Here is a 15,886-nt window from a genome sequence, read left to right as displayed (position 1 = left end):
GGCTCCGTCACTCGGCGGACTCGTCGGTCAGGTCGTCCGGGTCATCGGGTTCGGTGGGGTCGTCGGGGCCGGCTCCGTGCCCCTGGAGCGCGGCGCGCACGAGGTCGTCGAGCGCCATGCCGTCGATGTCGGCGTCGGGCCCTGGATCCGCCGACTGCTCTGCGGCGAGGGCGAGGAGTTCGTCGAGCAGGCCGCTCTCGCGCAGCCGGTCCAGGGGCAGCCGGGCGAGCGCCGAGCGGATCCCGGCGTCCTCGGGGGTGTCGTCGGGCGGGGTGGTGGACCCCTGCGGTGTCGCGGGGGCCAGGCACTCCGTCAGGTGCTCGGCGAGGGCCAGTGGCGTCGGGTGGTCGAAGACGAGGGTGGCGGCGAGGGGCAGACCGGTCGCGGCGGTGAGCCGGTTGCGCAGTTCGACCGCGCCGAGGGAGTCGACGCCGAGGTCGCGGAAGAGGCGTTCGGCACCGATGGCGGCCGGGTCGCGGTGGCCGAGGACGGCCGCGGACCGGGCCAGCACCAGGTCGAGGACGGCGTCGGTGCGGCGTGCCGGGGGCAGCTTGGCGAGCCGTTCCCGCAGTTCGGTGGCCGGCTCGACGGTCGGCTCGGCGGTGCCGTGTGGCCGGTCGTGGCCGGGCAGGCCGCGCAGCAGGGCGCGGGGACGTCCGGCGGCGGGCCCCGCGAACGCGCCGGAGGCCAGTCCCGCTACCAGTGGCGTCGGGTGGGGTTCGGTGACCAGCCGGCACAGCATCTCGGCGGCGAGTTCGGGGTCCATGGGCTCGATGCCGACCCGCCGCATGGCCTCCTCGGCGGCGGCGCCCCCGGCCATGCCGCCGCCTCCCCAGACGCCCCACGCGATGGACGTCGCCGGCAGGCCCTCGCCCCGGCGCCGTTCCGCGAGCGCGTCCAGGACGGCGTTGGCTGCGGCGTAGTTGGCCTGGCCGGGGTTGCCGACGAGGGCGGTCGCCGAGGAGAACAGGGCGAACACCTCCAGGTCGCGGTCCCGGGTGAGTTCGTCCAGCAGCAGCGCGGAGGCCGCCTTGGCGCGGAAGACCGTCGCGAACCGCTCGGGGGTGAGCCGGTCCAGCACGCCGTCGTCGACGACCCCCGCCGTGTGCACGACGGCCTTCAGCGGCAGGTCTTCCGGTATCGCGGCGAGCAGGCCGGTGAGCTGCTCCCGGTCGGCGACGTCGCACGCGGCGAGCGTGACGCGCGCGCCGAGGCCGGTCAGCTCGTCGCGCAGTGCGGCCGCACCCGGTGCGTCGGGTCCGCGTCGTCCTGCGAGTACGAGGTGCGGGGCGCCGGACTTGGCGAGACGTCGCGCGACATGGGCGGCCAGGGCACCGGTGCCGCCGGTGATGAGGGTGGTGCCGGTGGGCTGCCAGGCGGTGCCGGATGCCGGGAGGCCGGCGTCACGTCCGTCGGCAGGCGCCGGCACGATGCGTCCCGCGAAGGCCGTGCCACCACGGACGGCGACCTGGTCCTCGCCGTCCTGTCCGGCGAGCACGGCGGCGAGGGCGTCGAGTTCACGCGCGCCGGGCACGGCGGCCGGAAGGTCGACCAGGCCGCCCCAGCGGTCGGGGTACTCCAGCGCGGCGACCCGGCCCAGGCCCCAGACGGCGGCCTGCCGCGGCGCCGGGGCCACGTCCGCCGCACCGACCGCGACCGCCCCGCGCGTGACGCACCACAGGGGCGCGGTCACACCCGCGTCGCCGAGCGCCTGGACGAGGGCCGCTGTCCCGGAGGGAACCTCGTGGTCGGCCGTGAGGTCGTCCAGGGCCAGCAGCGACAGCACACCCGCGAAGCCGCCCTTCAACTTGCCTATTTCAACAGCAAGTCGGGCCCTCTCCGTACTGTCGGCACGCATCCGCACGACACTCGCACCGAACCCGTCGAGGACGGCGTCCGTCCAGGCGTCGTCGGCGCCGGAATCGGGCAGTACCGCGAGCCAGGTGCCGGTGGCGCGGCGGGCCGGGAGGCCGGACAGCGGCTGCCACTCGACGCGGTACCGCCAGCCGTCCATGCGGGTCTCGGTGTCACGGCCGCGCCGCCAGTCCAGGAGCGCGGGCAGCACCTCGGCGAGGGCATCGTCGTCGACATCGAGACGGGCGCCCAGTTCGGCGAAGTCCTCCTGCTCGACGGCCGCCCAGAAGTCACCGTCCAGGCTCCGCGCGGCCCGCTTGGCGGTGTGCTCGGGCCAGAACCGCTCGTGCTGGAAGGGGTACGTCGGCAGGTCGACGCGGCGCGCCCCGGTGCCGGCGAAGTACGCCTCCCAGTCCACGCCGAGTCCGGCGATCCGCAGCCGAACCACGGCGGTGCTCAGCGAGGCGGCCTCCGCGTGGTCCCGGCGCAGCAGCGGCACGGCGAGTGCGGACGCGGCGTCACCGGCGCCCGCCAGACCGAGCAGCGAGCCGCCCGGTCCGACCTCCACCAGCACCGACGCCTGACGCTCGCTCAGGGTGCGCACACCGTCGGCGAACCGGACGGCCTCCCGTACGTGCCGCACCCAGTACTCGGGCGTCCCGAAGCCGTCGTCGGCCACGGCGAGGCGTCCGGTCAGGTTGGAGACGACCGGGATCGCGGGTGCCATGACGGTGAGTCCGGTGAGTTCGGCGCGGAAGTCTTCCAGCATCGGCTCCATGTGCGGGGAGTGGAAGGCGTGGCTGACGCGGAGGCGGCCGGTACGGCGGCCCAGACCGGCGAAGTGGCCGGCGATGCGCAGGACTTCGTCCTCGTCGCCGGAGACGACGACCGCGTCCGGGCCGTTGACGGCGGCCAGGGACACCCGGTCGGTGAGCAGCGGACGCACCTCGTCCTCGGTGGCCTGCACCGCGCTCATGGCGCCGCCCTCGGGCAGCCGGTCCATGAGCCGGGCCCGGGCTGCGACCAGTCGGCAGGCGTCGGCGAGCGGGAGGGCGCCCGCGACATGGGCGGCGGCGATCTCGCCGACGGAGTGCCCGACGACGTAGTCCGGGGTGACGGCCCAGTGCTCCAGCAGCCGGAACAGCGCGACCTCGACGGCGAACAGGGCCGGCTGGGCCATGCCGGTGCGGTCGAGGGCCGCCTCGTCGTCGCCCCACATCACGTCCCGCACGGCCGGGTCGAAGTGCCCGATCACCTCGTCGAAGGCGGCACGGAAGGCGGGGTGGGTGCCGTACAACTCGCGCCCCATACCGAGGCGTTGGCTGCCCTGCCCCGGGAAGAGGAACGCGACCCGGCCGGGACGAGGGGCGTCCGCCCGCAGCACGCCGGGGGTGTCGGCGGTGCCGGACGGGTCGGCGAGCGCCGCGAGCCCCGTCATGAGGTCGTCGTGGCCGGTGACGGTGAGCGCGGCACGGTGCTCGAACAGGGCTCGGCCGGTGGCCAGCGCGTACGCCAGGTCGGCGACGGCCGGGCGCGGCTCGGCGGTGATCCGGGCGAGCAGTAGGCGGGCCTGGTCGCGCAGGGCGGCGGGGGTACGGGCGGACAGGACGACCGGCAGCGGGTGCCGCACGTCCGGCGCGGGCTCCTCGCTCGGCGCCGCGGGCGCCTGTTCCAGAACGACGTGGGCGTTGGTGCCGCTCGCGCCGAAGGAGGACACGCCCGCACGGCGCGGCCGGCCGGTGTCCGGCCAGTCGGTGGCCTCGGTCAGCAGCCGTACGGCGCCGGAGGCCCAGTCGATGTGCGGGGACGGTGTGTCGGCGTGCAGCGTGCGCGGCAGCAGTCCGCTGTGCATCGCCTGCACCATCTTGATGACGCCGGCGACACCGGACGCGGCCTGGGTGTGGCCGATGTTCGTCTTCACGGAGCCGAGCAGCAGGGGCCGTTCACGGTCCTGGCCGTAGGCGGCGAGCAGGGCCTGGGCCTCGATCGGGTCGCCGAGGCTGGTTCCGGTGCCGTGCGCCTCCACGGCGTCGACGCCGGCCGGGGTGAGCCCGGCGTTGGCCAGGGCCCGGCGGATGACTCGCTGCTGGGCCGGCCCGTTGGGGGCGGTGAGCCCGTTGGAGGCGCCGTCCTGGTTGATGGCCGTACCGCGGACGACGGCGAGCACCCGGTGTCCGAGGCGTTCGGCGTCGGAGAGCCGTTCGACGACGAGCATGCCGACGCCCTCGGCCCAGCCGGTACCGTCCGCGTCTGCGGAGAACGCCTTGCAGCGGCCGTCCGCGGACAGCGCGCCCTGCGCGCTGAACTCGACGAAGCCGACCGGCGTCGACATCACCGTCACACCGCCGGCCAGCGCCACGGTGCACTCCCCCGCGCGCAGCGCCTGCACGGCGAGGTGCAGCGCCACCAGGGACGAGGAACAGGCGGTGTCGACGGAGACGGTGGGGCCTTGAAGCCCCAGTGCGTAGGCGACTCGGCCGGAGAGCAGGCTGCCGGACTGCGCGGTCTCCCAGCGACCCAGGTCGTCCGGGAGCCGGTAGTCGCCGCTGGTGCCGCCGACGAACACGCCCGCGTCGCCGCCGCGCAGCCCGGTCGGGTCGATTCCGGCCCGCTCCAGCGCCTCCCAGGCGGCCTCCAGGACGAGCCGCTGCTGCGGGTCCATCACGAGGGCCTCGTTGGGCGAGATGCCGAAGAAGCCGGGGTCGAAGTCGGCGGCGTCGGCGAGGAATCCGCCGCGCCGGGTGACGCTGCCGCCGGGGCCGCCGGAGAGCAGCCGGTCGAAGTCCCAGCCGCGGTCGAGCGGCATGTCGCCGGTGGCGTCGACTCCGGCGACGACGAGGTCCCACAGGTCTTCCGGGGACCGTACGCCGCCTGGGTAGCGGCAGCTCATGCCGACGATGACGATCGGGTCGTCGGTGGCCGCGGCGGGGACCGCGAGGGTGTCCGTCCGCTCGGACCGCACTCCGGTGCCGCCGAGGAGTTCGGTGAGCAGGTGGCGGGCGAGTTCGTCCGGGGTGGGGTGGTCGAACACGGCCGTGGCGGGGACCGACAGACCTGTGGCGCGGGCCAGTTGGTCGCGCAGGTCGACGGCGGCGAGCGAGTCGAAGCCGAGGTCGCGGAAGGGGCGGTCGGGTTCGATCGCGTCGGCCGCCGACGTGCCGTGGCCGTGGCCGAGGACGACGGCGCTCTTCTCCCTCACGAGACGCAGGAGCCGGTCGGCGCGTTCGGTCGCAGCGGGAAGGGCACGGAGCTCTTCGCGCAGGCGCGCGGCCGGGTCGTCGCCGGGTTCGGTTGCGGTTGGGGCGGTCAGTGCGTCGCGGGCCTCGGGCAGGGCCGCGAACAGGGTTGCGGGGGCGCCGCTCGCGGGGGCGAACGTCGCCCAGTCGACATCGGCGGCGGTGACGGCGGGCAGGCCTAGGCCGACGGCCCGGTCGAGGGCGGCGAGCGCGGTGTCCGGGGCGAGGGCCGGGAGCCCGCTGAGCCGCAGATGCCCGGCGAGGGACGGCTCCACGGTGTCGGCCCAGGCGTTCCAGGCGACGGCTACGACAGCCCTGCCCCGTTCCCGGCCACGCTCGGCCACGGCCTCCAGAGCGGCACCGGCAGCGGCCTCGGCGGCACGGCCCCGGGCACCCCAGGTGGCGGCGATCGAGCCGAACAGCACGAAGGCGTCCAGGTCGCGGTCGGCAAGGAGTTCGTCCAGCGCGAGCACTCCGGCGAGCGCCTCGTCGAGGGGGCTCCCGGCTTCGGATTCCTCCGCGTGGACGACGGCGGTGAGCGCGGCGGCGTCCGGGCCGTCGAGGAGCGCGGTCAGGGAGGTGCGGTCGGCGATGTCGCAGGGGTGGACTGTGAGGCGGGCTGTGGGTGTGGGGCTGCTGGGCAGGGGGTGATCAGAGGGATGCGCGTCGGGCAGGACGCGGGCGGTGGTGTCGGCGCCGGGGAGAACGCGAGCGGCAGTCTCCGGATCCGGGTCGCGCCCCACGAGCAGGACGGGGTCGGCGCCGCCCAGCGGGACTTGGTCGGCGGGGTGCGCGTCGGGGAGAACCCCTTCGGCAGTGTCCGTGCCGGGGAGGACGCGAGCGGCTGTGTCCGCGTCGGGGAGAACGCGAGCGGCAGTCTCCGGATCCGGGTCGCGCCCCACGAGCAGGACGTGGTCGGCGCCGCCAAGTGCGGCGTGACGGGCGACGGCCATCGCCATCGGACCGGTGCCGACGACGAGCACGGTGCCGCGCGGCGTCCAGGCGGCGCCGTGGGCATCCGGGCGTACGCGGACGATGCGGCGGGCGCGCAAGCCGTCGGCGCGCAGCGCCAGTTCGCGTTCGGCCGACGTCTCGGCGAGGGTGAGCAGGGCGCCCAGCCGTGAGTCGGGGATGGCGCCGAGGTCGAGCAGACCGCCCCAACGGCCCGCATGCTCCAGTGCCGAGACGCGCCCGGCGCCCCAGGCGGCGGCGGACGCCGGCTCCGGCGCGGGGTCGGTGACATCGGCCTTGACCCCCTGACGGGTCGCGCACCACAGCGGCGCCGTGAGACCCGCCCGCTCCAACAGGAGCAGCAGGCCATCCGGACCGTGCGCACGCACCGCGCCGGGAAGGGCAAGCACGCCGGCCGGCTCGACGGCGACATCGGCGAGCGCGTCGCTGTCGGCCGCCTGAGGGCGATCGACGCCCAATTCCGGGACGGCGACGGCCCGATGCAGACGATCGTCATCAAGTTCCGGCACAGCGGCGTCGACCCGCTCGACGCGATCGGCACCCAGCTCCGGTACAGCGACGTCGACCCGCTCAACACCATCGGCACCCAGCTCCGGCACGGCGGCGTCTACCCGCTCAACACCATCGGCACCCAGCTCCGGCACAGCGGCGTCTACCCGCTCAACACCATCGGCACCCAGCTCCGGCACAGCGGCGTCTACCCGCTCAACACCATCGGCACCCAGCTCCGCCACGGCAGCGTCGACCAGCTCAACGCGATCGGCACCCAGCGCGGCCACGGCCGCCTCGGCCCACGCCCCGTCCCCCTCCCCGGTCAGCAGCAGCCAACGCCCGGTGCCGGAGTCCTCCGGCAGCGTGGTCGTCACCCACTCGGTGCGGTAGAGCAGGTCGTCCGCGGTGGCGCGGGCGCGGCGCCTGCGGCGCCAGGTCGCCAGGGCGGCCGTCGCCTCGGGGCCGAGGTCGGCCCCCAGGGTGGCGGCGAGTGCCGCCGGGTCGGACGCCTCGACCGCCTTCCAGAACTCCGCCTCCACGGGGTCGGTCGGGGCCATGGGCGCGGTCTCGGGCCAGTAGCGGCGGTGCTGGAAGGCGTAGGTGGGCAGGTCGACCAGGCGGGCGCCGGTGCCGGCGAAGAAGGCGGCCCAGTCCACCGGGACGCCGTCGGCGTGCAGCCGGGCGAGCGCGGTCAGCGCGGCGGTCGGTTCGTCGCCGTCCCGGCGCAGCATCGGCACCACGGGCGTGGCGTCGTCGAGTTGGGAGCCTACGGCGCCGGAGAGCACGGCGTCCGGCCCCGCCTCGACGAACGCGCCGACACCGGCCTCCCGCAGCGCGGCGACGCAGTCGGCGAACCGCACGGTCTCGCGGACGTGCCGCACCCAGTGGTCGGGGTTGCCGAGTTCGCCGTCCGTGGCGGGCCTGCCGGTGAGGTTGGAGACGACGGTGAGCTTCGGCGGGTGGAACTCCAGCCGGTCGAGCGCGGCGCGGAACTCGCCGAGCATCGGCTCCATCAGCGGCGAGTGGAAGGCGTGGCTGACCCGCAGCCGGGTGACCTGCGCGGCGTCGAGCCGGTCGAGGACGGCGTTCAGCGCGCCCTCCTCGCCGGACAGCACCACCGCGTCGGGCGCGTTGACGGCGGCGACGGCGACGCCGTCACCGAGCAGCGGCCGTACGAACTCCTCGCTCGCCCGCACCGCGGCCATGGCACCGCCGGACGGCAGGGCGTCCATGAGCCGGGCCCGGGCCGCGACCAGGGCGCAGGCGTCGTCGAGGGTGAGGACGCCCGCGACGTGGGCGGCCGTGATCTCGCCGACGGAGTGGCCGGCGACGTACTCGGGTGCGACACCCCAGGACTCCAGCAGCCGGAACAGGGCGACCTCGACGGCGAACAGGGCGGGTTGCGCGGTGCCGGTGCGGTCGAGGGCGACCGTGTCGTCACCCCACATCAGGGGGCGCAGCGGGCGGCCGAGTTCCAGGTCGAGGCGGGCCAGTACGGCGTCGAGCGCGTCGGCGAACGCCGGGAAGCGGGCGTGCAGTTCGCGGCCCATGCCGAGGCGTTGGCTGCCCTGCCCGGAGAACAGGACGGCGAGCGGGCCGCGGCTGCCCCGGGCCCGGCCGCGTGCGACCTCGGTCGTACCGTCGGGTCCGGCGAGCAGTACGGCACGGTGCGGGAGGGCGGCGCGGGCGGTGGCCAGGGTGAGCGCCACGTCGGCGGCGGAACCGTCCGGGTCCGCGGTGCGCAGCCGGTCGAGCTGCGCGTCGAGAGCGGCGGCGGTACGGGCGGAGACGACCCACGGCCACGGAACGGAGGGCTCCCCACCGGCCTCAACCGATCGCTCAGCGGCGACCGATTCCTCGGGCGCCTCCTCCACAACCACGTGCGCGTTGGTGCCGCTCATGCCGAACGCCGAGACTCCGGCACGGCGTGGGCCGTGGTCGGTGGGCCATTCGGTCGGCTCGGTGAGCAGGGTGAGGCCGCCGGGTGTCCAGCCGATGTGCGGGGAGGGCTCGTCGGCGTGCAGGGTGCGCGGCAGGACGCCGTGGTGCATGGCGAGGAGCATCTTGATGACACCGGCGACACCGGCGGCGGCCTGCGTGTGGCCGAGGTTGGACTTCAACGTGCCGAGCAGCAGGGGCCGTTCACGCTCTCGTCCGTAGGCGGCGAGGAGGGCCTCGGCCTCGATCGGGTCGCCGAGGGTCGTGCCGGTGCCGTGGGCCTCGACCGCCTGGACGTCGGCGGGCCGCAGCCCCGCGTCGGCGAGGGCGTGCCGGATGACGCGCTGCTGGGAGGGGCCGTTGGGGGCGGTGAGGCCGTTGGAGGCGCCGTCCTGGTTGACGGCGGAGCCGCGGATGAGGCCGAGGACGTGGTGTCCGTTGCGGCGGGCGTCGGAGAGCCGTTCGAGGACGAGGACGCCGACGCCCTCGGACCAGGAGGTGCCGTCGGCCCCGGCGGAGAACGCCTTGCAGCGGCCGTCGGAGGCGAGTCCGCCCTGGGCGCTGAACTCGACGAACGCGTCGGGTGCCGACATCACCGACACACCGCCGGCCAGGGCGAGGCCGCAGTCGCCGTCGCGCAGCGCCCGTACGGCCCAGTGCAGGGCGACGAGCGAGGCGGAGCAGGCGGTGTCGACGGTGACGGCCGGTCCTTCCAGGCCGAGGACGTAGGCGAGTCGGCCGGAGAGCACGCTGGCCGTGTTGCCGGTGGCGGCGTAGCCCTGGACGTCGGCGGTGCCGCGCCGCAGGACGGTGGCGTAGTCCTGACCGTTGGTGCCGACGAAGACGCCGGTGGGCGTGGCGCGCAGGCCGGTCGGGTCGATCCCGGCACGCTCCAGGGCCTCCCAGCTGGTTTCGAGCAGGAGCCGCTGCTGCGGGTCCATGGCGAGGGCCTCGCGCGGGCTGATGCCGAAGAAGTCGGCGTCGAAGTCGGCGACACCGTCGAGGAATCCGCCCTCGCGGGTGGTGGAGGCGCCCTCGGCGAGCGCTGCGAGGTCCCAGCCGCGGTCGCCGGGGAACGGGCCGATGGCGTCGTGGCCGTCGGCGAGCAGCCGCCACAGGTCGTCGGGTCCGGTGACGCCGCCGGGGAAGCGGCAGCCGATGCCGACGACGGCGATCGGGTCGTCGGCGACCGCCCGCGCCTGCGGCACCGAGTTCCCGGGCGCGGACTCGGCGGTGTCACCGAGGAGTTCGCCGAGGAGGAAGTCGGCGAGGTGCTGCGGGGTGGGGTGGTCGTAGACCAGGGAGGCGGGCAGGGTGAGGCCGGTGGCGGCGGCGATGCCGTTGCGGAGTTCGAGGGTGGTCAGCGAGTCGAAGCCGAGGTCGCGGAAGGTCCAGTCGGCCTCGACGGTCCGTGGGTCGGCGTGGCCGAGGACTGCGGCGATGCCGGCGCGCAGCAGGTCGAGCAGCGTCCGTCCGCGTTCGGCGGCGGGCAGCCCGGCCAGTCGGGACCGCAGGTCGTCCCCGCCGGGGTCACCGGAGTGTTCCTCGGCCGCCGTGAGTCCGGCGAGTTCGGTGAGCAGTGCGGCCGTGGCGGGCTGGAGCGCGGCGAGGCGGGGCCAGTCGACGTCGGCGACGGTGACGGCGGTGTCTTCGTGGGCGACGGCGTCCAGCAGGGCGTCGACGCCGGCTTCGGGGTCGAGCGGGGTGAGTCCGGCTCGGCGCAGTCGGCGGTCGATGTCCTCACCGGCGGCCATGCCGGATCCGGCCCACGGTCCCCAGGCGATGGCGGTGGCGGGCAGTCCGTCGGCGCGGCGGCGGGCGGCGAGCGCGTCGAGCCGGGCGTTGGCGGCGGCGTAGTTGCCCTGTCCGGCGGCGCCGAGGACTCCGGCGGTCGAGGAGTACAGCACGAAGGCGGTCAGCGGCAGTTCGCGGGTGAGCGCGTCGAGGTTCTCCGCCGTGGTGACCTTGGCCCGTAGTACGGCCGTGAAGTCGTCCGGCGTGAGGGCGTCCAGGACGCGGTCCTCGACGACGCCGGCCGTGTGGAGTACGGCGGTCAGCGGTGCGTCGGCGGGCAGTTCGGCCAGGACGGCCGCGAGGGCGTCCCGGTCGGCGGCGTCGCAGGCGGCCAGGGTGACGCGGGCGCCCAGCGCGGTCAGTTCGTCCCGCAGCTCGGCGGCACCGGGCGCGTCGGGTCCGCGGCGGCTGAGGAGCAGCAGATGCCCGGCACCCTCACGGGCGAGGCGCCGCGCGGCGTGGGCGCCGAGGGCGCCGGTGCCGCCCGTGACGAGGACGGTGCTGCGCGGGTCGGCGAGGCCATGGGCCGGCGCCGCCGGGTTCTCCCGGTGCGGGGCCCGCACGAGCCTGCGGACGTACACACCCGAGTCACGTACGGCGGTCTCGGCGTCGCTGCCGGCCAGCACGGCCCGCAGTCGCCGCCCGGCAGCGGCGTCGATCCGCTCCGGCAGGTCCACCGACCCGCCCAGTCGCCCGGGTTGTTCGAGTGCGACGACCCGGCCCAGTCCCCACACCGCGGCCTGGGCGGGATCCCGGACGGGCTCGCCGGCACCGAGGACGGAGACGGCACCACTGGTCACGCACCACAAGGGGGCGTCGAGTTCGGCGTCGCCGAGGGCCTGGGCGGCGGTGGCGGTGAGCGCGGCGGCGTCCTCGCCCAAGAGGGCCAGCAGGGAAAGCACGCCGCTGAACGTCCCTTCCAGGGCACGGAGTTGATCAGCGGTCCGGGCGCGGTCGCCGGTCACGGTGACGCGTACGACGGGTGTGCCGAGGGCGGCGAGGGTGTCCTCCGCCCACTCGGACCACTCGGAGTCGCCCATGTCCTCGGGCAGCAGGGCCAGCCAGGTGCCGGTGAGGGTGGCCGTGGCGGGCTGGGCCGGACGCCAGACGACATGGTGGCGCAGGGCGTCGAGGCGGGCCCGGTCGTGGCGGCGCCGGCGCCAGGCGGCGAGGGCGGGCGTGAGGGAGCCGGCGGCGTCCTTGTCGAGGCCGAGCTGGTCCGCGAGGGCGGTGGTGTCCTCGCGTTCCACGGCGGACCAGAAGGCGGCGTCGGCGGGGTCCGCGGTGGCCGCCGGTGTTCCGGTGCCGGGTTCGGGCCAGTAGCGCTGCCGCTGGAAGGCGTAGGTGGGCAGGTCGAGGTGGTGGTCGGGCACGTCCGTGGCGGCGAGGAAGGCGGCCCAGTCCACGGTCACGCCGTGCACATGGGCGGCCGCGACGGCGGTGGTGAGCTGCGGGGCCTCGGCGCGGTCGCCGCGCAGCAGCGGGACGACGGCCGCGGCGGCGCCTGTGGCGGGGTCGGCGTCGAGGGCGGCGCGGGTCATGCCGCTGAGGACGGCGTCGGGCCCGACCTCAATGAACGTCCGCACTCCGCGAGCGGTCAGGGTCGTCACGGCGTCGGCGAACCGTACGGTGTCGCGCAGGTGCCGCACCCAGTGGTCGGGGGCGGCGAGTTCGTCGTCGGTGATGACGTCGCCGGTGCGGGTGGACACGAGCGGGAGCACGGCGGGCGCCGACTCGATGCCGGCGACGGCGTCGGCGAACGCGTCGAGCACGGCGTCCATGCGGGGCGAGTGGAAGGCGTGGCTGACGCGCAGTCGGCGGGTGCGGTGGCCGCGGGCGGCGAGCGCGGCGGCGACGGCCTCGACGGCGTCCTCGTCACCGGAAAGCACCAGTGAGGCGGGCCCGTTGACGGCGGCGACGGACACCCGCTCGCCCAGCAACGGCGTCACTTCGTCCTCGGTCGCCGTCACGGACACCATCGCGCCGCCCTCGGGCAGCAGGGCCATCAGGCGGGCGCGGGCGGCCACCAGGGCGCAGGCGTCGGCGAGTTCGAGCACTCCGGCCGCGTGGGCGGCGGCGATCTCACCGACGGAGTGCCCGGCGACGTAGTCCGGTGTGATGCCCCAGGACTCGACGAGGCGGTACAGCGCGACCTCGAAGGCGAACAGGGCGGGCTGCGTGTATCCGGTGCGGTCCAGCAGCGCGGCCTCGGGGGTGCCCTCGGCCGCGAACATCACGTCCCGCAGCGGTACGTCGAGATCCGTGTCGAGGTGGGCGAGGGCGGCGTCGAGCGCGTCGGCGAACACCGGGTGGCGGTCGTACAGTTCACGGCCCATGCCGAGGCGCTGGCCGCCCTGCCCGGTGAAGAGGAAGGCGACCCGGCCGCGTCCGGCGCCGGGCGCGGCCGGGCGGATCACGGCGTGGTCGGGCTGTCCGTCGACGAGCGCGTGCAGGCCGCGCAGCAGGTCGTCCCTGCCGTGTGCGACCACGGCGGCTCGTCGCTCGAACGCCGAGCGGTGCAGGGCGAGCGCGGCGGCGAGCCGGTCGACCGGCAGATCCGGCAGATCCTCGGCGAACGCGAGGAGGCGGCCGGCCTGGGCGCGCAGGGCGTCCTCTCCGCGGGCGGAGAGGAGTACGGGGAGCGGGTTCGACGCCGCCGAGCCCTCGGATACGGGCGGCTCTTGGGTATCGGGTGTGCACGAAGAACGCTGCTGTACGGCCTCGGCGGCGCCCGCATCCGGCCGCCCCGGCTCCTCGTCCCGGCGCCCCCCGGCCCCCTCCGGAGCCTCTTCCAGCACCGTGTGCACGTTGGTGCCGCTGATGCCGAACGACGACACCGCGGCGCGTCGGGGCCGGCCCGTCTCCGGCCAGTCGGTGGCCTCGGTCAGCAGCCGTACCTCGCCCGCGGACCAGTCGACGTGTGTGGAGGGTGTGTCGGCGTGCAGGGTCGGTGGGAGGACGCCGTGCCGCAGCGCGGTGATCATCTTGATGACGCCGGCGACACCGGAGGCGGCCTGGCTGTGTCCGATGTTGGACTTCACCGAGCCGAGCAGCAGCGGGCGTTCGCGGTCCCGGCCGTACGTGGCGAGCAGGGCCTGCGCCTCGATCGGGTCGCCGAGGGCGGTGCCGGTGCCGTGGCCCTCGACGGCGTCCACATCGGCCGGCTCCAGACGGGCGCCCGCGAGGGCGGCGCGGATGACGCGTTGCTGGGCGGGCCCGTTGGGCGCGGTGAGCCCGTTGGAGGCGCCGTCCTGGTTCACGGCCGACCCGCGGACGACGGCCAGCACGGGGTGACCGTTGCGGACGGCGTCGGAGAGCCGCTCCACGAGGACCATGCCGACGCCCTCGGCGAGCGCCATGCCGTCGGCGCCGTCGCCGTACGCCTTGCAGCGGCCGTCGGGGGCGAGGGCGCGCTGGCTGCTGAAGCCGATGAAGGTGTTCGGGGTCGCCATGAGGCTGACGCCGCCCGCGAGGGCGAGGTCGCTCTCGCCGTTGCGCAGCGACTGGCAGGCCAGGTGGAGCGCGGTGAGGGAGGAGGAGCAGGCGGTGTCGAGGGTGACGGCCGGGCCCTCCAGGCCGAGCAGGTACGCGACGCGGCCGGACAGGACGCTGGTGAGGGAGCCGGTCACGGCGTGCCCGTCGGCGCCCTCGCCGAGGGCGGCGGGGTAGTCGTGGTAGCTGGCGCCGATGAACGCGCCGGTACGGCTGCCGCGGATCGTCTCGGGCACGATCCCGGCGCGTTCGAAGGCTTCCCAGGACGTCTCGAGGAGCAGGCGCTGCTGCGGGTCCATGGTGAGGGCCTCGCGGGGCGAGATGCCGAAGAAGAGCGGGTCGAAGCCGGCGGCGTCGCGCAGGAATCCGCCCTGCACGGCGTAGGTGCGGCCCGGGGTGTCGGGGTCGGGGTCGTACAGCGCGTCGACGGGCCAGCCGCGGTCGGCGGGGAAGCCGCCGATGGCGTCGGTGCCGGACATGACGAGGTCCCACAGGGCCTCGGGCGAGTCGACGCCGCCGGGGTAGCGGCAGCTCATGCCGATGACGGCGATCGGGTCGTCGGCGGTGACGGCGACGGGCGCGGCGGGGCCGGAGGTGCCGGGGCCGGTGTCGTCGAGGAGGGTGCGCAGGAACGCCGCGAGCGCGGCGGGCGTCGGGTGGTCGAAGACGAGGGTGGCGGGCAGGGTGAGCCCGGTGGCGGAGGCGATCCGGTTGCGCAGGTCGACGGCGGTGATCGAGTCGAAGCCGATGTCGCGGAACGCGCGCCGTTCGGACAGGTCGTCGGGCCCGGCGAGGCCGAGGACGGCGGCGGCCTGCCCGCGCACGGTGTCCAGCAGCAGCCGGTCCCGTTCGGCGACCGGCAGTGCGGCCAGCCGGGCGGCGAACTCGCCTTCGGCGGCGCCCTGTTGCCGCTCGGTGCTCTCGACGGCCCGGCGGGTGTCGGGCACCTCGTCGAAGAGCCGGGTCTCGCGGACGGAGGTGAAGACGGGGTAGTAGCGGTCCCAGTCGACGTCGGCGACGGCGAGGACCGCCTCGTCGTCGTCCAGGGCGCGGCGCATCCCGGCGAGCGCGAGGTCGGCGTTCATGAACACGAGGCCGGTGCGGCGCACTTGGTCGGGCGCGACTCGGCCGACGCCGAGTTCGTTGGCCCAGATGCCCCAGTGCACGGAGGTCGCTTTGAGACCCCGGGCGCGGCGTTCGGCGGCGATCGCGGCCAGGTGGGCGTTGCCGGCGACGTACGCGGCGTGCTGTCCGCTGCCCCACAGTCCGGCGACGGAGGAGAACAGGACAAACGCGTCGAGGTCGTCGTCGGCGAGGAGCGCGTCGAGGTTCCGGGCGCCGTCGACCTTGGCGTGCAGGACGCGGGAGAGGGCGGCGAGGTCGGTGGCGGCGAGGGAGTGCAGCTCGATGACGGCGGCGGCGTGGATCACCGTGCGCAGGGTGTGCCCGTCGGCGCGCAGCCCGTCCAGGAGTGCGCCGAGGGCGGCCCGGTCGGTGATGTCGCAGGCGGCGACGGTGACCTCGGTGTCCGACTCGGCCAGTTCGGCGACGAGTTCGGTGGCACCGGGCGCGTCCGGGCCGCGGCGGCTGACCAGCACGATGCGCTCCGCGCCTTGGGCGGCCAGCCAGCGGGCGATGTGGGGGCCGAGGGTGCCGGTGCCGCCGGTGACGAGGGTGGTGCCGCGGGGGGTCCAGCCGGCCGTGCCGCGATCGGCCGTCGTTTGACTGCTGCGCCGTCGTGGCTGTTCGCGCAGTTCCCCGCGCCCCTTCAGGGCGCTGCCGTGCCGTTGCCCATCATGCTGGGGCAGGCGCACGACGCGGCGAGCGAACGCCCCGGAGGTACGCAACGCGACCTGGTCCTCGGCGTCGTGCGCGCCGCCCGTCAGGAGCGCGGCGAGCCTGCGCGCGGCCCGCTCGTCCAGGGTCTCGGGCAGGTCGATCGTCCCGCCCCAGAAGCCTGGGTGCTCCAGCGCCGCCGTCCAGCCGATGCCGACCGACTGCGCCTGCACGGGCCGGGTGACCCGGTCGGCCCGGCCGGTGGCGACGGCTCCCCGGGTCAGCAGCCACAGCGGGCAGTCCGCGTCGAGGTCGCCGAGGGCCTGGACGAG

At 75.6% G+C, this 15,886-nt stretch carries 1 protein-coding gene (running past one end of the window); it reads right to left on the bottom strand.

Going from position 1 to position 15,886, the window contains the following annotated elements:
- Positions 1 to 7: 7 nt before the first annotated feature.
- Positions 8 to 15,886: the 3' portion of a type I polyketide synthase gene (locus tag PGH47_RS38020; RefSeq protein ID WP_271667213.1), read on the bottom strand. 23,103 nt of this gene lie beyond the right edge of the window; the window shows 15,879 of its 38,982 coding nt (coding positions 23,104–38,982); its start codon lies off the right edge, out of view; it ends in the stop codon at positions 8 to 10.

Origin of the sequence: Streptomyces sp. HUAS 31 (assembly GCF_028198125.1) — a bacterium.
GTDB lineage: Bacteria > Actinomycetota > Actinomycetes > Streptomycetales > Streptomycetaceae > Streptomyces > Streptomyces chartreusis.
The sequence above is the reverse complement of the archived record's forward strand: the minus strand, read 5'-3'. Positions and strand labels throughout refer to the sequence as shown.